22 protein-coding genes are annotated in these 20,142 nt (G+C 52.3%); 6 read left to right on the forward strand and 16 right to left on the reverse strand.

Annotation, left to right across the window (positions count from 1 at the left end):
• Nucleotides 1–21 precede the first annotated feature (21 nt).
• From aalo17_RS10845 to aalo17_RS10865, 5 genes are all read right to left on the reverse strand, one after another.
• Nucleotides 22–1,041, reverse strand: coding sequence for a QVPTGV class sortase B protein-sorting domain-containing protein (locus aalo17_RS10845; protein WP_067559403.1), 1,020 nt, complete (start codon nt 1,039–1,041; stop codon nt 22–24).
• A gap of 40 nt (nt 1,042–1,081) precedes the next feature.
• Complete coding sequence (gene lepB / locus aalo17_RS10850; RefSeq protein WP_075884696.1) at nt 1,082–1,642, reverse strand: signal peptidase I; 561 nt, start codon at nt 1,640–1,642, stop codon at nt 1,082–1,084.
• A complete protein-coding gene (locus aalo17_RS10855) occupies nt 1,639–1,851 on the reverse strand; it encodes a hypothetical protein (protein ID WP_067559405.1) in 213 nt (70 codons plus the stop codon). The genes lepB and aalo17_RS10855 overlap by 4 nt, the downstream gene beginning before the upstream one ends.
• Nucleotides 1,852–1,882: 31 nt before the next feature.
• Nucleotides 1,883–5,755, reverse strand: coding sequence for an InlB B-repeat-containing protein (locus tag aalo17_RS10860; RefSeq protein WP_067559408.1), 3,873 nt, complete (start codon nt 5,753–5,755; stop codon nt 1,883–1,885).
• A 203-nt stretch (nt 5,756–5,958) separates the two neighbouring features.
• Nucleotides 5,959–6,480 carry a hypothetical protein gene (locus aalo17_RS10865; RefSeq protein WP_067559411.1) on the reverse strand — a complete coding sequence of 174 codons (522 nt, stop codon included), beginning with the start codon at nt 6,478–6,480 and terminating at the stop codon, nt 5,959–5,961.
• A 361-nt stretch (nt 6,481–6,841) separates the two neighbouring features.
• Between aalo17_RS10865 and aalo17_RS13370 the strand changes: the two genes are divergently transcribed.
• Nucleotides 6,842–7,246 (forward strand): helix-turn-helix domain-containing protein, encoded by a 405-nt coding sequence (locus aalo17_RS13370; protein WP_145907688.1) that lies wholly within the window; start codon nt 6,842–6,844, stop codon nt 7,244–7,246.
• Between the two features lie 82 nt (nt 7,247–7,328).
• Complete coding sequence (locus aalo17_RS12890) at nt 7,329–7,481, forward strand: hypothetical protein (RefSeq protein ID WP_158507791.1); 153 nt, start codon at nt 7,329–7,331, stop codon at nt 7,479–7,481.
• Here the strand turns inward: aalo17_RS12890 and aalo17_RS10880 are convergent, their stop codons facing one another.
• From aalo17_RS10880 to aalo17_RS10890, 3 genes are all read right to left on the reverse strand, one after another.
• A complete protein-coding gene (locus tag aalo17_RS10880) occupies nt 7,482–8,384 on the reverse strand; it encodes a Cof-type HAD-IIB family hydrolase (RefSeq protein WP_067559421.1) in 903 nt (300 codons plus the stop codon).
• Nucleotides 8,381–8,890: a hypothetical protein gene (locus tag aalo17_RS10885; RefSeq protein WP_067559424.1), complete on the reverse strand. Its 510-nt coding sequence runs from the start codon at nt 8,888–8,890 to the stop codon at nt 8,381–8,383. The genes aalo17_RS10880 and aalo17_RS10885 overlap by 4 nt, the downstream gene beginning before the upstream one ends.
• A gap of 114 nt (nt 8,891–9,004) precedes the next feature.
• Nucleotides 9,005–10,153 (reverse strand): glycerate kinase family protein, encoded by a 1,149-nt coding sequence (locus tag aalo17_RS10890; RefSeq protein WP_067559426.1) that lies wholly within the window; start codon nt 10,151–10,153, stop codon nt 9,005–9,007.
• A 188-nt stretch (nt 10,154–10,341) separates the two neighbouring features.
• Here aalo17_RS10890 and coaBC point away from each other — a divergent pair, with 188 nt between their 5' ends.
• The 4 genes from coaBC (at nt 10,342) to aalo17_RS13375 (ending at nt 13,178) form a co-directional block, all read left to right on the forward strand.
• Nucleotides 10,342–11,520, forward strand: a complete 1,179-nt coding sequence (gene coaBC, locus aalo17_RS10895) for a bifunctional phosphopantothenoylcysteine decarboxylase/phosphopantothenate--cysteine ligase CoaBC (RefSeq protein ID WP_067559429.1) — start codon at nt 10,342–10,344, stop codon at nt 11,518–11,520.
• Nucleotides 11,514–12,281 (forward strand): type III pantothenate kinase, encoded by a 768-nt coding sequence (locus tag aalo17_RS10900; protein ID WP_067559432.1) that lies wholly within the window; start codon nt 11,514–11,516, stop codon nt 12,279–12,281. Before coaBC ends, aalo17_RS10900 begins: the two co-directional genes overlap by 7 nt.
• A 235-nt stretch (nt 12,282–12,516) precedes the next feature.
• Entirely contained in the window at nt 12,517–12,867 is a 351-nt protein-coding gene (locus tag aalo17_RS10905) for a hypothetical protein (RefSeq protein ID WP_145907691.1), read from the forward strand.
• A gap of 173 nt (nt 12,868–13,040) precedes the next feature.
• Nucleotides 13,041–13,178 carry a Fic family protein gene (locus aalo17_RS13375; RefSeq protein WP_082743391.1) on the forward strand — a complete coding sequence of 46 codons (138 nt, stop codon included), beginning with the start codon at nt 13,041–13,043 and terminating at the stop codon, nt 13,176–13,178.
• A gap of 403 nt (nt 13,179–13,581) precedes the next feature.
• Here the strand turns inward: aalo17_RS13375 and aalo17_RS10910 are convergent, their stop codons facing one another.
• The 8 genes from aalo17_RS10910 to aalo17_RS10945 form a co-directional block, all read right to left on the reverse strand.
• Nucleotides 13,582–14,187 carry a histidine phosphatase family protein gene (locus aalo17_RS10910; RefSeq protein WP_067559437.1) on the reverse strand — a complete coding sequence of 202 codons (606 nt, stop codon included), beginning with the start codon at nt 14,185–14,187 and terminating at the stop codon, nt 13,582–13,584.
• Nucleotides 14,133–14,912, reverse strand: a complete 780-nt coding sequence (nth, locus tag aalo17_RS10915) for an endonuclease III (RefSeq protein ID WP_082743393.1) — start codon at nt 14,910–14,912, stop codon at nt 14,133–14,135. The genes aalo17_RS10910 and nth overlap by 55 nt, the downstream gene beginning before the upstream one ends.
• Complete coding sequence (locus tag aalo17_RS10920) at nt 14,899–15,456, reverse strand: DnaD domain-containing protein (RefSeq protein WP_067559440.1); 558 nt, start codon at nt 15,454–15,456, stop codon at nt 14,899–14,901. The genes nth and aalo17_RS10920 overlap by 14 nt, the downstream gene beginning before the upstream one ends.
• Nucleotides 15,453–15,938, reverse strand: coding sequence for a hypothetical protein (locus aalo17_RS10925; protein WP_067559443.1), 486 nt, complete (start codon nt 15,936–15,938; stop codon nt 15,453–15,455). Before aalo17_RS10925 ends, aalo17_RS10920 begins: the two co-directional genes overlap by 4 nt.
• 31 nt (nt 15,939–15,969) lie before the next feature.
• Nucleotides 15,970–16,392: a hypothetical protein gene (locus tag aalo17_RS10930; protein WP_067559446.1), complete on the reverse strand. Its 423-nt coding sequence runs from the start codon at nt 16,390–16,392 to the stop codon at nt 15,970–15,972.
• Between the two features lie 142 nt (nt 16,393–16,534).
• Nucleotides 16,535–17,884 carry a group II intron reverse transcriptase/maturase gene (gene ltrA / locus aalo17_RS10935; RefSeq protein ID WP_067559449.1) on the reverse strand — a complete coding sequence of 450 codons (1,350 nt, stop codon included), beginning with the start codon at nt 17,882–17,884 and terminating at the stop codon, nt 16,535–16,537.
• A gap of 551 nt (nt 17,885–18,435) precedes the next feature.
• Nucleotides 18,436–19,380 carry a YihY/virulence factor BrkB family protein gene (locus tag aalo17_RS10940; protein ID WP_067559452.1) on the reverse strand — a complete coding sequence of 315 codons (945 nt, stop codon included), beginning with the start codon at nt 19,378–19,380 and terminating at the stop codon, nt 18,436–18,438.
• A 359-nt stretch (nt 19,381–19,739) separates the two neighbouring features.
• Nucleotides 19,740–20,120 (reverse strand): hypothetical protein, encoded by a 381-nt coding sequence (locus tag aalo17_RS10945; protein WP_067559454.1) that lies wholly within the window; start codon nt 20,118–20,120, stop codon nt 19,740–19,742.
• Nucleotides 20,121–20,142 lie beyond the last annotated feature (22 nt).

Below are 20,142 nucleotides of genomic sequence, written 5' to 3' on the forward strand. Positions count from 1 at the left end.
CCACACTGTCAAACGGCAGGATTAGTCTTCTCTCTTGTGACGGAAGAACAGACCAGCGAAGATGCCACCCAGGGCTACCAGTCCGGCATACGGAGCAGCAGTCATCAGGATACCTGTAGGAATTTCTCCAGTTTTATCGTTGGTGACAGTTACAGTTTTGTTATCATTGCCCATAGCTGCAGAAGCGATAGTTGCTGTTGTGGTTCCATTTGCTTCAGTTTTTGTCACATCTCCACCAGTAGAAGTGACATTATAGCCTTTCGTTGATGCAAAAGTTTCCTGGATTGCAGCAGCATCAGCAGCAGAGAGACCGGAAATTGTCATTGTCTGGTTGTCTCCGAGGGTTGCGGTTACTGTAGCTGTCCCATTATCTGCATAGGCAGCTGTAGCTCCCTCAGAAACTACATATTTTTCACCAGCGGTAGAAGGTGTAACAGTAACTGTAAACGGGAAGGTATCATTTTTGTTTGCCTGGTTACCAGTGATGACTTTCTTAACTGTCAAAGTTTTCGTTGTATAAGTCTGTGCGAAAGAGATGTTTTCATCGCTCAGTTTTCTACCATTACCATTGTCTACAGTCAGGTACAGGCCATCATTGGTTTTAAAAACATGAGCATTGTAGCTTGTATCCACTTTTGGGAGACCATCAATATCAGACGACTTCTGGCTGATTGTATAGCAATACTGTCCAACAGGCAGATTTTCAAACAATGATTTATTAATAGTAATAGCTGCAGTCTTTGTAGTTGTCTGTGTATCTGTATCTGCGGGAGTAAAAGTAACATCAGCTACGCTAAGTCCACCCCTAGGACCTGCAGCAATCGTATCTGCCCCATAAAAAGGAGTTTCGCTAGCACCGGGTGTACGGGGATCAGCGTTAAAAGAAATGGTACCAACAGGATCTTTGACGTTCTCTGTCTTCGTCACTGTAACCGTAACATTAGCAGTGTCAGTTGCCGCAAATACAGGAGCAACACCCATTGCACTCAGAGCCATAAATCCGGCAGCTGCAGCTGCGGTCAGTTTTCCATAATGTTTCATAATAGAATATTTCCTTTCTTTATTCTGTTTTTCTATATACTTACAGTCCTGATCTTCTCAGTACTGTCAGTACCTTGCCTATGATCTGGTTTCTTTGAACCGGTCCAAACTGTCTGCTGTCTTTGGCGCCTTCTCTGTAGTCACTCAGAATGAAGTACTCATTCTCTCCCAGCGTGAGCGGATAGGTTACATCCGAGTCATACGCCGGGGTTGAGTAATAGATATTTCCTTCTGATACAACAGATCCGTTGACCATAAGCTGATCGTCTTCTGTGATTTCAACCGTATCTCCGGGTCTTGCGACTATACGTCCAGTTCTTGTTTTCCCCCCACCTTCATAAACAACGACATCGTTGTTCCAAAGTTCGGAAGGATAACGGTATACAAGCTGCAGGTCTCTGGCCCGTAACGTTGGCCGCATATCATCATTGGGTACCGGGATTATCCGGAAAATCACATAGAATAGAAGAATAACAAACAGGATCAGTCCAATCAGACGGACGATGAAGCTTCGGACATCACGTCTGTCCAGGGCTTTTCGTCTCTTCCGTTTAATAGATCGTTCAGGGCTGACGGAAACCTCTTCCTTGCGTTTCTTCATCCTCTTCTCAACCTGGCAATCATTGCATCGCGTTCGTCAATCAGAGCCTGATAGTATGCAGCCTGACTTTCATAAACAGACCGATACACTTGCTGAAGAGCTTCCATCTGCTTGAGGACATCGAGTTCATCGACACCCCCAAAAGTTTTCTTCTTAAATTTCATTCCATCTATAAAAGCGGCAATGTCATCCATATTTTTGGGCGGCATAACTAACCTCCTTTATAGCCACATAACTGAATTACCGATACATTTGTCTACGTCGGAGAATCAAAACATAAGTGATACCTAACCCAATACCCGCGATGATCAGAGCCAGATATGGAATCATGCTTCCTTCATTAATTCCAGTAGGTACAGTGCCCTCTTTAGTATTAATGAACTCGATTTCTGTATCGCTTTTAACTGTGTATCCAGTAAGACTTGATACATTTTGGGTTGTAGTCGATCCTCCTAAAGGAGTTATCTTGATTTGCGTTGTATAACCTTCAACAGCTGTTTCACTCAAGTCAAGGACATCGTCTTCATAAAATTTGAGTTCCCTTTGGTTACCACTTTTCAAAGTGAAGGATTGAAGCTTATCAATATCACCATTTACAGTGAAACCAAAGTCATAGAAACGATCGCCAAAGCTGCCATTTACAGTTTTCTTTACGGTTACCGTATAGAATCTTCTGTACTGAGCATACAGATTATTAGGACCATCTTTGCTGACTGCATAATCTGTAATACCAGGCGCAAAACTTTTGCCACTACCATCTGCCATTGTGTTCCAGCCAGTGAATTCATATCCTTCACGGATCCAATCTTCTGGGAAATCACTGATTGGTTTTTGCTCATTGCCAGAAATGCTCGTGTTTACAGCAATATCCCCCACAGTGAATGAAGAATTACCAGTTCCTGCTACATTCTTGTGATAGGTGAGAGTCGTGGTCCCTGGTTCGGTTACTACCATCTGTACATGAATATCCTTATCGCCTCTCGCCATAGTTCCTGCATCAATGACAAAAGATTCTCCAGGCTTGTAAATATTGCCAACCTGTTGATCATTTTTATCAAGCAGCATCCAACCATGGAAGGATTTGTTATCAGGAACATGACCTGATTCTGGCTTTTTCAGCGATACAGCGCTGCTATCCGCAAACTTCTCTTCAGCAATATTCAGCGAATCCAATTTTTTTGCGTGCTCATGATCGTAGTAAACGACATTGAACGAACCAGTAGCCTTCCATACAGCGGTCAGCTCCGTATCACTTGTAACCTTTCGAACGGGGTCCCAATACTCGGTAGCATTAGTGTTAAGAGTTTCTGTCAGAGCCCAACCTACAAAGGTATAACCCTCTCTTTGCGGTTTTGTGAAATAATCACCTGCAAGTTCATCACCATATTGTGCGCTAAATTCAACAGGTATTTCTTCACTTAGGGATCCACCGTTCAAATTCAGTTTCACATTGAATTTTTTGCGATACCAGCCAGCATAAACTTCTAAGTTAGAAGAGGGCATCGTTTCATATTTTGTAACCTTTTCAATTCCCCAGTCTCGCTGGATGCTGGCAAGAGTACCCGCAGGTAATGTTCCGAAATCTACCAGAGTAGTACATTGTGGGTCTGCGAACCAACCTACAAATGCGTATTGATCAGCGTCTGCGGGATTATTAGGGTATTCAGGAACTTTGAGATCAGATATATGATCTTTTATAGAATTCTCAAACAAGATCTTTTTTGTATCATGGTCTAGGTTTCCGTTTTTGAAGTTCAAGGAATATGAATTACGTTTATATCTAATCCTCAAATCTCCTGATGGTATGTTTATAGTTGCCCCTTCTTCAGTTGCTACCCATGACCGAGAGCTCGGCTGCCAATAGCTATCCACTGTAAAACCGTTAATTACCTCTGAAAAAGTCCAAGAAGAATATCCAGTACTATTCATTGGTTGAGAGAAATCAGCTTCATCCCTGTAAGTTTTTCCATCTATGTTCTGCTTATAAACCTCGACTTTTCTTGATCCTTGGCTAGATTTTGTAAACTCTACAGTTGTACGTCCGTTACCACCAGGATCAATGAAATGGGTAATAAACGGATATCCTGTTCCTTCATTACTCCAGGGACCAGTTGGACAGGTAAACCCATTTTGCTCCAGAGAAGTTCCGTATAAGCCCCTCAGTACTATATCTTCCGATATATACCTTTCATAGAACGAGCCTTGGTACTTTTTCCAACTTCCAAGAATCATTCCTCCCTGCCAGTAATACCAACCGTTGTTGCGATAGGTTAGTTTCTCATACGTTCCATCTACTAACCCATATATTTCGCCACTAGAACTTGGAGCAGCTATCTGTCGAAACAGATACCCACCGTTGAAAATGTACGTAATGATTTCCCGATCATAATACACATTCACAACAGTAGATCCATCACCATTAACTACTTTCTCTTCATCTTTATGAGAATAGATGGTATTCCCCTTTGAGTCTTTTAATGGGCGTTTATTTTGAATTCTATTATCATCAATACTAACTTTGGATCCGGTTACGGCTTTTAGTACTTCTGAGTCTGCATATTCATAATTCTTTGGATCAGTCTCCACCTTGTCAGTAATAGCCTGAAGCCAGTAAATAACTGTATAGTTTGTCTCTGCAGGTTCCCATTTTGCATAAACAGTTGCGGAAGCAGTCAAAGTCTTCTCAAAATCGAAAATCTTTGTGCAGGCTTCGTCTCCATACCAGCCACCAAATGTATAGCCGGTTCGATGTGGTTCTTCAGGTACTGTTGGTCGTTCATCAGGTTTGACCGTCTGTGGTTTTACATAAGATCCTTCACCAGTACTGAATGTAAGGGTGTAAGCCTGAGCAAATACAGGATAGAAATTTGTTTCTATACCAGTATAATTGCCATCCTGATCCAGCTTTATAGGAGTCCCACTCTTTTCTATGGACCATCCCACGAATACTTCATTCTTCTCTGCAGGAGTAGCTTTGATTGCAGCAGCAGCAATTTTACCGTCTACATATCGAACATGTGCGAGAACTACTGTCCCATCCATATCATCATAGAAAACGCCATATTTTGCCTGAACGTACTTGGCAATAATAGGTTTGCTGATCCTAGTAGTCGTTTCAACTGCAGTTTCGAAATCCACTTTTTGTCCTGTCAGTACGGGTTTTCCGCTTTCATCATATTCACCGTAATACCAGTCTTCGAAAACATAGTCCCCAAAACCTGCATAAGGTTTTCCGGGATACTCGATCCTGCTACCGTTGGCTACAAACTGCGTATCTACGCTGTTATTAGCTTTATCAGTATACGAATACCTCTCATATTCGGCATTGCCATTCTGATCGATGCTTTTCGGAGCATAGAAGGTAAATTCAATGACCGGTTCCTTTTCCCCTACAATTCCGTAGACTGAGAAACTGGTCGCACTAAGCTCGACCTGCTTTACTTCAGTCGAGGTCTGATCGATAGTCGCATCATCCAGAACCTCAATGGCTGCATCATCCGGAAAATGAACAACAGAAACAGATTCGTCCTCACTCTTTTCCAGTTTTTCAGGATACTGGATATTGATTTTTACAGTATCAGGTTCTGGCTGGACTTTCTCACCATTGAACTCGAACCAGATATCAAAGAACTGTGCAAATGTAACATCTCCTGTAAGCGTGTTATTCGCCCATTCCTTATAGACCTCTGCAGCTTCTCCGGTAACTTCCTCAACCCGAAAGGCAGCTTCTTCAGGCAGCCCTGACTGCGAGTCATAGGTAGCCATAATTTCCGCATTGCCAATTCTGGTCTTCACAATCTTTTCCGGATAAGAGGCATTATCCTCCGTGGGTTCCTCCGATGGAGTTGTGGGTTCTTCCCCCTGTCCGTCCTGAGCAGGTTCTGGTGGTACGGTGACCGTACCTTCATCTCCTGTTGGGACTGTACCGGATTCTTCTTCAGCCGCGGGTTCCGGATCTGGCTTAGCTGGCGGTTCGGGTGTGCCTGTCTCCTCCGGGATGACTTCCTCTGTCGGGACCTCATCCGTGGCTGTGACAGGAATCAGCTGACCCAGAACCATGCTCAATGCCAGAAAAAGGCTGAAGCATAGGGTTATGTGTTTCTTCCTAATCAAATTCCCCCTCCTTTTCTAGTCGGTTTGTTGCCGTCCGCTTTCTGTTCCGGAACAACGGAAAGCTTCCGGTGCAGGCTTTGGCTTGTGCCGGAAATTATGCCTGCCTGTTTTCCGGCACGGACTGTTCAAACCCCTAAGGAGGAAGACAGTCTGCACGTCGGTTATTATTCATGCGTTTCCCCTTTCAAAATGATTGCTTTCTTTTATTCCATAGGCAGAATGGTTCGGCACCACCTGAGGAATGTTGTGTGTGAAATGTTCAGACGTTCTGCCGCTGCCCGGCTGCTGATGCGTCCCTGCTTGTAGGATTCGCTCAGCATGTCGAATTCTGCCGGGATTTCCTTGGACTTGGGCCCGACCTGGGAAAAGTTTCTGCGCAGGCTCGGTCTTGTACCGGACTGCCTGAGCTGTTCCTGGGTCTTTTTCATGTACTCCATGATCCGGTCGAGTGTTTCCGGGTCGGCTTTCTGCGAATCCGGATAGTCCAGGACCAGGACCCTGGCACCGGTTCCCCGCAGCATGTCCCATCTCTCGCAGATCTGGGCGAAGGTGCAGCCAAGACATACAAGACTGGGAATCGTAACGAGATCCCCATCGACAAGAACGTGTGTCAGTTCTTCAAAGGCAGGCATCCGGACATCCCCGACCTGATCAATGAAGATTTTCCCGTCGCAGAAGGGCTCAAACGGCTCGTTGGGCCGCATGCACGTATATCCATAGTTCATCAACGGTACTCTCCTCTCTGTCATGACCAGTAAATGTGTTGCCTTTGGTTAAGGAACTGTCTGATACTTCGGATAATAGCATTACATTTACTTTGGTAAAACCCCGGAATGATACAAATGTAATGTTTTTGTTCGTTCTATGTCATATTTGGAACGTTGTTTAAGGAACTTTCGTTTCATTTTGTAATAAAATGATTCAATTTCGTTCCAGGAGCCGATCCCCGCAATATCCGACGCATTTCCGCAATCTCCCGCTGCCCGGTTCCATCCATTCAGATAAAGGAACAACATTTTCCTTTTACTATCACCGCCTTGTTACAAACTTCGTGCAATGTTTTTAGAATTGTCATAGAGGAACCCCATGCGAGAGAAAAGAAAGAAAAAACCGCTCAATGTGCAGATTGGCCTGCGGATCAAGGAGTGCCGCCTCAACCGGAACATGACACAGGAACATGTATCGGAACTGCCCGATGTGACCAGACAGTATGTTTCCGGCCTGGAACGCGGTGTAACAGCGCTTCTGTTGCAACACTCATCCACCTGTGCAAAACCCTGGATACCAGCACCGACTACATTCTGCTGGGCAAACGGCCAAGTCCCGACTCGGTGCTCAATGCCCGGTTCAATCAGTTCACGGATGAGCAAAAGGAGAAGATCCTGGACACCATCGAAGACGTCGCACAGTCTGCGAAACTGCCCGGGCAGCAAAAAAATCTCCGCCCTGAAGACGGAGGCCGTTTGTTTTATGCCGTGTTCGCTATACTGAAACTGTATTGACAGGACTGAGGCGGTATGAACAGGAACAAAACCGAATACGAACAGGGGTACCGGGACGGGTACCAGGATGCGTGGAAGTCCTCGCTCCGGCGCTGGCCTGCCGGCTGCACTGGTCCATAGAGGAGACCATGGAGCGTGTGCCGTCGGACATTGACGCCATGCGACTCCATGCTGCACTGGCCTCTGCCGGCCTTCCGGAAACCCACGACAAAAACAGCGGCTGATCAGGCCGCTGTTTTTTCTGCTTTCGCGTCTTTGCACCTCAGCAGGTCTTCCTTTCCTGCCAGGACCAGATCGATAGCTTTGCCAATGCCGTTGTTTTCATTGGTGTCCGTCACATAGCTTGCGGCTTCCTTGGCGGTCTCCATGGCATTGCCCATGGCCACCCCGATCCCCGCTTCCTTGAGCATCGGGATGTCGTTTTCCGCATCGCCGAAGGCCATGACTTCATTCATCGTGCAGCCGACTTTTTCCGCCACTTTCCTCAGGGCGCTGGCCTTGGAGACACCATGGGGCATGATCTCCAGCCAGTTGTCGCCCACCATCAGCAGGTCGTACGCCTTGAGCTCTTCCCGCAGCTTCGGGAGATTCTTCTCGAAAAACTTCGGGGAGTGAATCATGCAGACCTTGTTGATATCCTTGTCGATCACCCGCCCCCTGGAGGGCAGGTTGGCGAAGGTGCGCACATCGCTGGCAGCCTTGAGTCCGTAATCATCCGGTTCTCCCGAAATCACGCGGCGCAGCTGCTTGCGCACCCGCCCGGGCGTGGTCAGGTAGGAGTAGAAGTCGTACCCGCAGCAGAAGATCCCCTCCACACCATATTTCCGGCATGTGTTCTGGATCTTCACACTGTCTTCGGGCGTCAGGACATCATCCACATCGTATTCTTTGTTCGCAAAGTCGTAGAGGATCTGGCCGTTCACCAGCGCCAGGAAGTTCTCCCCTTTGTCCAGCCCCAGGGGCTTGTAGACAAATTCACACCCCGCGCGGTCACGACCGGTGGCGAGCACCACATGCATGCCTGCGTCGATGGCGCGGTGAATCGCATCCGCCGTGCGCGGATCCACCGTTTGGTCTTTGCGCAGCAGCGTGCCGTCGAGATCGAAGGCCAGGACTTTGACGGTCATCGCTCGAGGAACTCCCAGAGGCCTTCCGTCTTTGCGGTGTCAAAGTCGATGGTGCTGGTGGTGTTCCAGAGGCTGATCTCTTCGGTCACGACGTTGTAGCCAATGGCTGCTTCATCCGATTTGCCGTTTTCGTAGCGGTAAATCGCGGGGGTGTAGAGAAAATACGGCTGGAGCTTCAGCCACTCTTTGCCCTCTTCGGTGCTGGAGACCAGGGTCTTGTCCTCTGCGTTTTCCTTCACGAGGTCAAAGTCCGTGGTGTCCAGGCGGAAGAGGTGCACCTCAGGATGATCCCCTTTTGTCTCTTCGATGTAGTCATTCATGGCCTGGCAGAATTCGCACCCCTCCCGCTCCACGAGCAGCAGGAAGGTGTCCCCGTCTTCCGCCATGTCCCGGACGTCCTGGACGGTGACGTCTGTGATGGTGAATTCAGAGCGTTTCGTGGTGCACGCGCTCAGAAGCAGAACCGGCACAAACAGCAGTGCCAGCAGCAGTTTTCCTGGTTTCATTCCATCCTCCCTGTACCGAACAGACGTATCTAAGGTCCGAACGGTACTGTTCAAACTGTCCTGCCTGTGCTTCAGGCAGGAGTTCATCTGTTCCTTATTATATATAGGGAATGCTCATTTGCGCGCATTCCCTGCCTGCAGGCCGTCAGCGAGCCTGATCACACTGTAGGCCAGGTCTTCCAGTTTCTGTTTCCCGGTGCGCAGGGCGGTGGAAAAGTCCATGGCCCGGTCTGCGGTGGAAAACACGCCAATGCACCCGGCATCATACATCCCTTCATACCCCGGCCCCAGAGCGCCGGAGAGGCAGATGCAGGGCACCTGATGCTTTCGGGCCAGCGCAGCCACACCGTAGGGCACTTTGCCAAAAAGCGTCTGCCGGTCGGTCTGGCCTTCGCCGGTGATCACAAGGTCAGCTTTCGCAATGGCATCCTCCAGGCCGCTGTACTCCATGATCAGTTCGATCCCCGGCACCATGCTGGCACCGCAAACCGACAGAAGCAGACCGCCAATGCCGCCCGCCGCGCCGGATCCTTCCTGGGCATCCATGTCCACATGGAAAGTCTGGCGGATCTTGTCGCGGTAATGGACCATGGCTTCGTCCACCTGCACCATCTGGGTTTTGTAGAGTCCTTTCTGGCGCCCGAAGACATAGGTGGCGCCGTTTTCCCCCAGGAGGTGGTTCTTGACGTCGCACGCCACGGTGATCTTCACGTGACGCGGAAGCCGGCAGCGGCGTTTGTCAATAAACGCAATGCGGTCCAGGCTGTAGGTGCAGGGGGGCAGGATCTGGCGGCTGCTGTCATAGAACACCGCCCCGAATTCCGCCAGCAGCCCCATGCCCCCATCGTTGGTGGCCGTGCCGCCGAGCCCGATGATGATCTCCTGGGCTCCGCGGTCGATCGCATCCCGCATGAGCATCCCCACGCCGCTGCTGCTGGCAATCATGGGATTGCGGCGTTCCCGCGGTGTGCGGTTCAGACCAATGGCACTGGCCGCATCCATGATCGCCACTTTGTCTTTCTCATTCCAGCAGTATCTCGCCGTGACGGGTTTTCCATAGGCGTCCGCCACGCTGCATTCCACGAGCCTGCCTTTGCTGTAGCGGGCGAAGACCTCCGAGGTGCCTTCGCCGCCATCTGCCATGGGATAGGCGTGGACTTTGTGTTCCGGGTTGGCCCGGATAATTCCTTTTTCTATGCTGCGCACCGCTTCAGGAGCACTCATGCATCCTTTGAAGGAGTCGCAGGCGACTACGATATTCATAGGTTTATTGTACTCAAGCCGTGTATGCCTGTAAAAACTGTTTGTCCTCTGGCAGGCTCTCCATCGGCATATCGACCAACCAGGCCATCATCGGCCTCACGGGCACAGGAACCACACTTGTGTTTTGCCGGTGTCGAACTATATACTGAATTGATTGAAATCCAGAATGAATCGAGGAGGGACTGTTCATGGAACCCAAGCATATTCTGATTGTCGTGACGGGCGGGATCGCGGCGTACAAAGCCTGCGATCTGACAAGCCGGCTGTCGAAGACCGGACATGAGATCCGGGTGGTGATGACGGAACACGCCACGAAGTTTGTCACGCCTCTCACCTTTGAGTCCCTCTGTCACAGGCCGGTGCTGACATCGCTGTTCGAAGACCACCCGGAGGATCCCATCGCGCATGTGAATCTCGCGAAGTGGGCAGATGTGGTGTGTGTGGTGCCGGCAACGGCGAACATCATCGGCAAGATCGCCCACGGAATCGCGGATGACCTGGCAAGCACCGTGTGTCTGGCTGCATACCGCAAGCGCATCCTGTGTCCGGCGATGAATGTGCATATGTATGAAAACGAGGCGGTGCAGGACAACCTGCGGGTGCTCAGAAACCGGGGCTGGGAGATCCTGGAACCGGTGAGCGGTCTGCTGGCGTGTCAGGATGAAGGCAAGGGCAAGCTGCCGCCGGTGGAAACCATTGCGGAGACGGTGCTTTCTTCGCTGCATGACAAGCCCCTGGCGGGAAAGCGCGTGGTGGTCACTGCCGGCCCGACGCAGGAGGCGCTGGATCCCGTGCGGTTCATTTCCAATCACTCGACGGGTAAGCAGGGGTATGCGATCGCCCGGGCGGCGCGAAATCTCGGGGCAGAGACGGTGCTCATTACCGGTCCGGTGTCTCTGGCGGCTCCTTCGGAGATGGAGGTCGTGCCGGTGGTTTCGGCGCGGGAGATGTTCGAGGCGGTGAAAGCCCGTCAGGATGCGGACATTTTTGTGCTGGCGGCGGCAGTGTCGGATTTCCGGCCGAAGGTCGTATCGGATCAGAAGATCAAGAAACGGGATGCGGCGCTGGTGACGGAGCTGGAACCCAATCCGGATATTCTGGCGTGGCTGGGGGAACACAAGCGGCCGGGGCAGAAGCTGGTGGGCTTCGCGATGGAAACCCAGAATCTGGAGGAAAATGCCAGGCACAAGCTGGAGGCCAAGCACTGCAATCTGCTGGTGGCCAATGACCTGTTTGTGCCGGGGGCCGGATTCGGGACGGATACAAATGTGGTGCTGTTCATTACGCCGGAAAAAACACGGCGGCTGGAAAAGACCACGAAGGAGGATCTGGGATACAGGATCCTGGAGGAGGCAGCAGGATGTTGATGGCCATTGATGTGGGGAACACGAACATCACGATCGGGTTCTATGACGGGGATGACCTGGTGGCGACAAAGCGGGCCAGCACGGCGGAACGGCGCACGAGCGATGAAATCGCGGTGCTGCTCTATGCGTTCATGGACCTGGCACAAATCCTGCCGGATCAGATCGATGCGGTGATCGTGTCCAGCGTGGTGCCGAAGATCATGCATTCGCTGAAGAACGCCATTGTGAAGTACCTGCACCTGGAGCCGCTGATCGTAGGCCCGGGGATCCGGACGGGAATCAGCGTGCAGCTGGACAACCCCCGGTCTGTGGGGGCCGACCGGATCGCAGACTGCGCCGGGGCATATCACACCTATGGCGGGCCGATCCTGGTGGTGGATTTCGGGACGGCCACGACGTATGACTATGTGGATGCGGACGGTGTGTTCCGTGCGGGTGCCATTTCGGTGGGCATCGAGTCGGGAGCGAATGCGCTGTGGGGACGCACGGCACAGCTGCCGGAGGTGGAGATCCGCAAGCCGGAGACGATCCTGGCGCGCAACACCGCAACAGAGATGCAGGCCGGGATCTTCTTCCAGTTTCTGGGGGGCTTCGAGACGACGGTGAAGCAGTACCGGCGGGAGCTGAAGACGGATTTCCGGGTCATTGCGACGGGTGGCCTGGGGCGCGTGATCTGCGGGGCGACGGATATGATCGATGTCTATGACCCGGATCTGATTTTCAAGGGGCTCAAGACGATTTACGACAAGAACCAGGACTGATGAAAACAGGCTGCATGCCTGTCCTTGACGCTGATGAGGCAGAGGGGCAGGAGAAAGCGGCCTGTTTTTTTGTTTTCTGGTTGCGGAATCGCGAAGGGTTGACGGCGTCAGCTGTGCAGAACAGGGTGTAAGCAACACCCCGCCAGGCATAAGGCTTCTGCCCAGGCAGATGCACTGCCAGCCGGGGTGGGAGTGGCTGAGGTATCCGGCAGCGCGCGCCGGGCCTCTTTTTTACGTGACTGATTACATCCAGCAGGGAGTGTTTCACCGGCAAAGAGCAGGAAAAAGATCCGTTTTCATTGCGGATAGCTATAAAAACAGCTGTATCGAGAACAGGAGGCGGATCTATGATGTTTATACCCATGCCATGATTTCCATTACTGAGGTAAATCAAAATTTCAGGGCAGCTGCAAAACTGGCTGATAAGAAAGGAACATTGACTATCATGAAAAACAATAGACCTGCTTATGTCCTGACTGCTTTCAAGGAGGACCAGATTACCTTCCCGACAAGTCAGGAGGTTGAGGATGCTGCAGATAAGTTTCTGGAAAAATATAGTAATGATTTCGGGAAAATGGCAGAATAGATGAACTATCCATCCATTGCAAATATACTTCAGCTTCATCATAAAGCCATTCTGCACGATGGAGGAGAAGATGGAATCAGGGACCAGGGATGGCCTGAGCGTGCCTGTTATGCACCATTGGCATCCTTCTGATTCGTAGAAGCTTATCCTTCGACAGTTGAAAAAGCGGTCAGATCAAAAAGCACCCATTTGCAGATGGCAACAAAAGAGTGGGTTCATTAGTCCTGCTGTTATTTCTGGATCTTAACATACCGGTCAGGTGTGTCGACATAAAATGCAAAAGGCCCACCATATGGCGGGCGCTCTTGTAGAAAGTTTTAAGAAAGGGAATTTGATTATGAAGTGAGCCTCTATCCTTGGCTCACATAGAATATACCAAAGCACTATGTTTTGATTGCAGCCGCATTGTGTGATTTTATGTGATTTAGATTGAACCGGGTTTGATATTTCAAGGATTCGCAATATTTACTGCAGTCAACAATTTCCCGGCGTTAAATTCCAGCATTCTTTACCACAGGCAATGATTTCCCGCGGTAAACAGAGTTTTGTTCCATTCTGTTCCCCTGAAGTTAGAAAAGAGACCTTGCGGTCTCTAATCTAAGAAAGTTTTAAGAAAGGGAATTTGATTATGAAGTGAGCCTCTATCCTTGGCTCACCTATAAGATACCAGCCTGGTATGGTAATATAAACGCCACATTGTGTGATACTGTGTGATTATTCTTTACCGTGTTCATTGTTCCGGATCTCCTGCAGCCGCAGAATTTCACCGTCCCAGTCAAAGATCAGCAGGCACCCGTTCTGGAACCATTCGGGCTGCTGGTCACACTCTGCAAAGGTAAGAATGAGACTCGCCGCAATGCCATGGGTGATCCCCACCGCCGTTTCGCCATCCGGGGTTTTGGACAGGACATAGCCAATGGCTTTGGCCAGCCGGTCCCTGGCCTCTGCCAGGTCCTCGGCTCCATAAGCCGGGAGTTCATCCCAGCCCGGTGCATCCGCTCCGGGTTTTCCGTCGAACTCCCCGAAGGAATACTCCCGCAGCGCCGGCAGGGCCATGCGCTGTGCATACGGCAGCACAATACCCGCAGACTCCACAGCCCGACCCAGGTCGCTGCACCAGATCACGTCCGGCTGCACACCCATGTGCTTCAGTTCCAGCCCGGAACGGGCCATCTGCCGCTTCCCTTCCTCCGTCAGCGGTGAATCGCTCCAGCCCTGGAGTCTGTGCTGTGTGTTGAATTCGGTCTGTCCGTGACGGATCAGGATCAGCCGTTTGTGTCTCGTTGCGACTTGAGGCGTTTTTTCTCTGCCTGTTTCCATGCCTCCAGTTTCTCCTTCCGGCATATCCTGCCAAAGGGGCAGTCCGCACAGCGGGGATTGCGCGCTGTGCAGAAATACCGCCCGAAAAAGATCATTTCGTGATGCGCCCGGTTCCAGAGATCCCGGCTGATCTTGCGCTTGAGTTTTTCCTCGACCTTCTCCACGGAATCCTGGGGCCTGGCCAGGCCGAGGCGCTTGGAGATCCGGTCAACGTGGGTGTCCACCGCGAAGCTGGGGATGTCAAAGGCCACACTGCGCACCACATTGGCGGTTTTGCGGCCGACACCCGGCAGGGCTTCGAGCTGTTTCCGGTTCGAAGGCACCTGCCCCTGGTACTTGTCTTCCAGCTCCCTGGCAAGCGCCGCGATGTTTTTCGCCTTTGTCCGGTACAGGCCAATGGTCTGGATATACGGTTCCAGGTCCGCCGGTTCGGCTCTGGACATGGCATCCGCATTGGGGTACGCCGCAAACAGCGTCGGTGTGACTTTGTTCACAGCCGCATCGGTGGTCTGCGCCGAGAGCACCACCGCCACCAGGAGCTGGAAGGGCGATTCATGGTGCAGCTCGCACTCGGCATCCGGGAAGATCTTCTCGATCTCGTGAATGATCTCGTCTCCGTACCGCGTGGATTTCGACGGTGTCTGCACCAGGCTGTCGCTGCCTGGTGTGGCCTGATCTGCATCGGCACCGGGCAGGGCGGCAGTCTGGCGGTTATCTTCGTTCATTGCGGTAGCCTTTCCGCAGGTCTTCCGTGCTCAGGCCCTTCTGCTGCCAGGAAGCCAGGACCCGTTCGATGTAGTTGGTGTCGGGGTGTCCGTAGGCAATGGCTTCATCCAGTGCCAGCAGCACCCGGTCCTCGCCGTAGGCCGCGGCCATGTCTATGATGCGCTGCATTTCCTGGCTTGAGAGCGTCCTGGCAAAGGCATCCTCGAATTCCTGGATGAGGCTTCTGGCCAGAGGCTGTCCCACCGACAGGCCCCGGTCATAGACCCCCTGGGTGAGGAAGCGGACTTTGCCGTTTTCCATCGCAAAGTCCAGGAATCCCTTGTCGCTCAGGTCCCCCAGTGTCTGCTCCGCCTGGGCTGTGGTGATGCCCAGTTTTTCGCACAGAATGTCATGAGACACAGGAATCTGTGCCTTGTTGAGATATTCGATCATCAGAAGCGTCAAAGCCTCCAGATGTGACAGGTGCAGAGATTCCAGGTGGCCCAGGATCCACATCGTGTGGTCTATCCAGGGGCTGTTCCAGTCGTTGCTGCTGTTGTTCAATCCTTGTCCTCTCTTTCGTAGATCCGCGTCAGGGTGTCATAATCCAGCATGAGCAGCTTCCCCGATCCATGGAGTTCGTACACCGGACTGTCGTAGCCGAATGCCAGTTCGATGGAATCCGCCTCTATGTTGTAGTTCTCCTTCGCGTTTTCCTTCGCCGCATCGTAGTCCAGTGTCTCTATGCCCCGGGTCGTGAGCTGCCCGCCGTTGTTGTCGAACCAGTACAGTGTTTCCTCTGTATAGCCCTGCCACGTGACGTATGCAAAAATATTCTGTTCCAGTCCCCGGATCCCGGGAACGGCTTCCCGGATCACCTGCTCCGTTGCCGCAAGCTGGGCATCGTGCAGGCGCACCGGGCCGGATATAAAGAGGGCCCAGAACACGGAAACCAGTCCGATGGCCAGGGCCCAGAGAAATATGGTGACGGAAAAGCCGAATGTCTGCGGCTTCTTCCCTGTTTTCTTTCTGTTTTTTGCTGGCATCGGTTTTATTATACCGCCTTGCCGGCGTCTGTCATCCGCCTGGGTGTCCCGCTTTGCGGCTCTCCAGCAGGATGTATCCCGTAAACTGCCTGCACACCACTTCCAGGTAGGTGCTGCCCGCCGGCAGCTGCACCTCCTGCTGGAAATACCCCGGGTACTTGCAGACGACGGTCCGGGTTTTGCCATTGGTCAGGTCAATGGAGATCTCCCCGCCCTGCTGGTCGATGCGGCCGGTGAGCATCACCGTGCGGGGCTCCTTCAGGGCGGCCCCGAACACCGGTTCCTTCAGTGTCAGGTCCTCTCCCTGGAGTTCATAGGTGCCCGTCACGCGGTCACTGCCGCCGGTGCGCCTGCCTGTGTACAGCAGGTTCTGCACCAGGGGCGAGGTAATGGCCAGGCTCGCGGTCACCACCGCTGCGGCCAGCAGGACAAGCCATAGAATGCGTTTCTTCATGGCTCCAGCATACCCGCCGCAGGAGGCAGTCACCCTAACAGCTGTGAAAGACAGGATCCGCCATCATCGGCAGCATCGGCAGCATTGGCAGGACGGACAGAACCGGCATGCTGCGTGATCGAGTAGGTGTCATCAGACCCTCTCACACCACCCAGCGTGCCGTTCGGCACTGGGCGGTTCGTACAAATGATTTCATGAACCTTTCTGCCACCGTATCGAAGTATTCCTCTATGGTCAGGAGGCCTTTCTTCTTCAGGTGTATATTTCTGATATACTTGTTCAGGAACGTGACTGCACAACGGACACATCCTTGTCGTGCACACGCATATGAGTGAGCCTTGTCTCTGGGACATCCCAGTTTGATGAGGCTCTCTTCTTTTTTCCTGATGCTTTTCCACTGCTTCCAGATAATGGCCCTGATTCTTCTCCGGAGCTTGCTGTCCAGTTTGCGCACCGTTTCTTTATACAGCCATGCACACCTGAAATAATTGCTCCATCCCCTGATGACCTGATTGATTTTTTCAATCCTCTCCTCAAGAGATACGCTCCAGTTCCGTTTTGTCAGCTTCATTATCTTCTGCTCGAACTCATGAATGGACTTCTCATGCGGTATCGCCTTCCATTCCCTTTTGTTCCTTTTGAAGCCAAACCCCAGATATTTCACTTCATCCGGTCTGGCCACTTTCGATTTTGAAGCATTCACTTCCAGCTTCAGCTTCTTTTCAAGATAGTTGCTGAATGACTTCATCACTCTGTTGGCGGCGGCTTCCGACTTCACATAGATGAGCATATCGTCTGCGTATCTCGTGAATCTCAGCCCTCTGCTTTCCAGTTCCTTGTCGGCCTGGTCCAGATAGATGTTGGCCAGTATCGGTGAAAGCGGTCCTCCCTGTGGGATACCCCTTTCCGTCCTGGTCAGTTTGCCGTCTATCATGACTCCTGCCCTGACGAATTTCCTCGTCAGGGCAGTTATATCTCTGTTGTGAAACAGGTTGTCTATCAGTCGTATCAGTCTGTCCTGGTCCACCGTGTCGAAGAATTTCCTCAGGTCGATGTCGACGATCCAGTCATACCCGTCGTTCATGAACTCAAGGCCTTTCAGTATCGCCTGTTCACATCTCCTGTTCTTCCTGAACCCGTATGAGCTGTTGCTCATCTCGAAGTCCTTCCTATAATCCAGATAGTTTGCCAGACAGGCCTGTATGACTCTATCTCTGGCAGCCGGGACATTGAGCCCCCGCATGCTCCCATCCGGTTTCGGGGTATCGGTCCTTTTGGCTGGCAGTGGTTTATAACTGCGGTCCAGTATCTGTTCCCGCAGTCGCTCCCAATACTCTCCGGGGCAGGCAGGAAGTTCTCTGGCTTTGACTCCATCTACCCCTGCAGCTCCATTGTTTCGCCGTACCTGTCTGCACGCATTGGTCAGGTTCTCCATGGAGAAGATTTCCTGTGTGCTCAGGTCTTCCGGCTGTATCAGTCTTATTTGGTCCATGACTGCCCCTTTCTTTCACGTGTTCCCGCACTGCCCTTCCTTACTCATCTTCAGGGGCTCTCTGGGTTTGTCCTTTCTCGGTTTTTCGTGCAGGAAGCATTCCTGATATTTGCAGTAAATTGTACGTTCGGCCCTTCACTCCATCCCCATTACAGGGACTTCCTCGTTACTATGGCCTCGGCTGACTTCCTGCCATTCGTTGTTACTGCGGAAGGCGTGTCATCGTGGCTTGATGGTTCCTTTCGCTGACAGGACCTCCCCGGGTAAGGTCATACATCTTTCATTCCATACACCTGCCGCATCTACCACAGACAGTCATCCGCAACTATTATGATTTGCGCTGTCTGGCACGCTCGTCTCCGTCTATGGCCTTATATGCGATTCGTGTTCCTCAGGCCGGAACTTTGCCGCCGGGCTTCTTTCAGAACTCCTGTTACCAGAGAGCCCCTTGCCTTGGGCTAATGGTTAGCGGTTGCGATGATACGCTCCCATAGTGGACTTTCACCACCTAGATGTATGCCATGCCGGGCACACCAGAAAAAACCGGATCTTCATGCCTGAGGATCCGGCTGGGTCTCCTGTTTCCGTGCGAGGGTCTTAAGTTCCTTCCGTCGTTCGCGCAGAGAAGCCCGGAGCCACCAGAGGGCGTTGATTTCGCTGCCGGCCAGGAAAATCAGACCGGTGAGGTACAGCCACAGAAGGAGGATCACAAAGGCTCCCAGGGTGCCGTAGATGACGCTGTAGTCGCCGAAGTTCTCGACGTAGAAGGAAAAGGCGATGCTGGAAATCACCCAGGCAATGATGGAAAACACGATGCCGGGGAGCAGGGTCTTGAAGGGGACGCGGGTGGGGATCGAGCAGCGGTAGAGGATGATGAGGGCGATGCTCATGATGGCGGCAGCGATGAGGAAACGGCCGTATTGCCAGAGCGTCAAAAGGAAATCCGAGAGCCGGAGAGTCTGGGGTGGAAGCAGGGAAACGAGGAAGGTGATGACGTTGTGGCCCAGGATGATGAGGATCAGGCTCGCGGCCAGGGTGAGGGGAATGAGCAGGGTGCAGAGGATCTGCTTGAGGGTCCGCCGGATGAAGCTTTCCTCGGATTCCTGCCGGTAGGAGATCCGGATGCCGTCCATGAGGCTGCGGATGAAGCGCCAGGGGAAATAGATGGAGAACACCAGGGCGAACATGAGGAGCTTCATGTCGAAGGTCCTTGTGACGTAGTCGAGGTAGCCCTTGAGCATATCGATCATGTCCCTTGGCAGGACACGGGCGAGGAGGATATCCATGGTGGCGGTGTCAATGTGCAGGGAACCGATGATGAGGCTGAAGAGGATCAGGAGTGGGAAGATGGAGAACACGAGGTAGTACGCGAGGGCTGCGGCACGGGTGGTGACTTCGTCTTTGGTGCAGCGGGTGAAGAGCCGCATGGCGGGACGCAGGCGGCGGATGATCGGCTTAAGGCGCCCGGCGAGTTTCGGGGGGAGCTGGATGGTCATGAATCGTGTCTCCTTTCGGGTCCTGGCAGATTGTGGGAGTGTAATGCGTGAGGGCGGCTGCGTCACAATGGATCCGGGTCTGTGGCGGGATCTGATGTGTGGCTGGATGCGTTTGTGGCGGGTGCATCCGGTCTGGGCCGCCTGTCACTTTCTGTCACCTGTCACTGTACCAGATGGCGGTTCACTGGTGGATGCAGATGCAGTGCGTGACAGGTTGAATTCCGGGTGGATTTTGCAGGGTTCAAAAAACCGGATCTCCGTTCTCGGAAAATCCGGTTTTGCGTCCTGGACGGTTTCATCTGGATCGGATACCGGCTGTCAGCCGCTGCAGCCGTCCTGTGGCTGTCTTCTGCCGGCCGCTATTCGTGGTCGTGGCAGCAGCCGCCCTCGTGGTGTCCGCCGCAGCAGCCGTCGCCGTGGTCGTGGTCATGGCCTTCGCCATGTCCCCCGCAGCACCCGCCGTCACCGTGTCCGCCGCATCCGCAGACGGTGTTCAGCACAACGAGTTCCCCGTTGACCAGGTCGATCTCCAGGCCATCCACGACATCCCGGGCTTCTTCGGGGATCACGATGTTGATGTCATTGACTGTTTCCGGCTGGTCGTCTTCTGTATAGACATCCAGTCCGATCACCGGGCTCTTGCCGCAGCATGTTTCCTGAATCGCGACCCGCAGTCCGTGGGCACCGGTTTCGTTCAGTGCCTGCTGCAGGACGTCTTTGGCGCTGTCTGTAATTTTCATATCAATCGCCTCCGCCGTTATT

Origin of the sequence: Faecalibaculum rodentium, assembly GCF_001564455.1 — a bacterium.
Taxonomy (GTDB): domain Bacteria; phylum Bacillota_I; class Bacilli_A; order Erysipelotrichales; family Erysipelotrichaceae; genus Faecalibaculum; species Faecalibaculum rodentium.

Bases quoted from the DNA above. Each gene is read 5' to 3' on its own strand.
- aalo17_RS10900 (WP_067559432.1), top strand. From the start codon at position 11,514: ATGTTGATGGCCATTGATGTGGGGAACACGAACATCACGATCGGGTTC.
- aalo17_RS10855 (WP_067559405.1), bottom strand. From the start codon at position 1,851: ATGCCGCCCAAAAATATGGATGACATTGCCGCTTTTATAGATGGAATG.
- aalo17_RS10925 (WP_067559443.1), bottom strand. From the start codon at position 15,938: ATGCCAGCAAAAAACAGAAAGAAAACAGGGAAGAAGCCGCAGACATTC.
- aalo17_RS10945 (WP_067559454.1), bottom strand. From the start codon at position 20,120: ATGAAAATTACAGACAGCGCCAAAGACGTCCTGCAGCAGGCACTGAAC.
- aalo17_RS10845 (WP_067559403.1), bottom strand. From the start codon at position 1,041: ATGAAACATTATGGAAAACTGACCGCAGCTGCAGCTGCCGGATTTATG.
- aalo17_RS10930 (WP_067559446.1), bottom strand. From the start codon at position 16,392: ATGAAGAAACGCATTCTATGGCTTGTCCTGCTGGCCGCAGCGGTGGTG.
- aalo17_RS10910 (WP_067559437.1), bottom strand. From the start codon at position 14,187: ATGGAAACAGGCAGAGAAAAAACGCCTCAAGTCGCAACGAGACACAAA.
- aalo17_RS13370 (WP_145907688.1), top strand. From the start codon at position 6,842: ATGCGAGAGAAAAGAAAGAAAAAACCGCTCAATGTGCAGATTGGCCTG.
- aalo17_RS10880 (WP_067559421.1), bottom strand. From the start codon at position 8,384: ATGACCGTCAAAGTCCTGGCCTTCGATCTCGACGGCACGCTGCTGCGC.
- aalo17_RS10890 (WP_067559426.1), bottom strand. From the start codon at position 10,153: ATGAATATCGTAGTCGCCTGCGACTCCTTCAAAGGATGCATGAGTGCT.
- aalo17_RS10885 (WP_067559424.1), bottom strand. From the start codon at position 8,890: ATGAAACCAGGAAAACTGCTGCTGGCACTGCTGTTTGTGCCGGTTCTG.
- aalo17_RS10865 (WP_067559411.1), bottom strand. From the start codon at position 6,480: ATGAACTATGGATATACGTGCATGCGGCCCAACGAGCCGTTTGAGCCC.
- ltrA (WP_067559449.1), bottom strand. From the start codon at position 17,884: ATGGACCAAATAAGACTGATACAGCCGGAAGACCTGAGCACACAGGAA.
- nth (WP_082743393.1), bottom strand. From the start codon at position 14,912: ATGAACGAAGATAACCGCCAGACTGCCGCCCTGCCCGGTGCCGATGCA.
- aalo17_RS10940 (WP_067559452.1), bottom strand. From the start codon at position 19,380: ATGACCATCCAGCTCCCCCCGAAACTCGCCGGGCGCCTTAAGCCGATC.
- lepB (WP_075884696.1), bottom strand. From the start codon at position 1,642: ATGAAGAAACGCAAGGAAGAGGTTTCCGTCAGCCCTGAACGATCTATT.
- coaBC (WP_067559429.1), top strand. From the start codon at position 10,342: ATGGAACCCAAGCATATTCTGATTGTCGTGACGGGCGGGATCGCGGCG.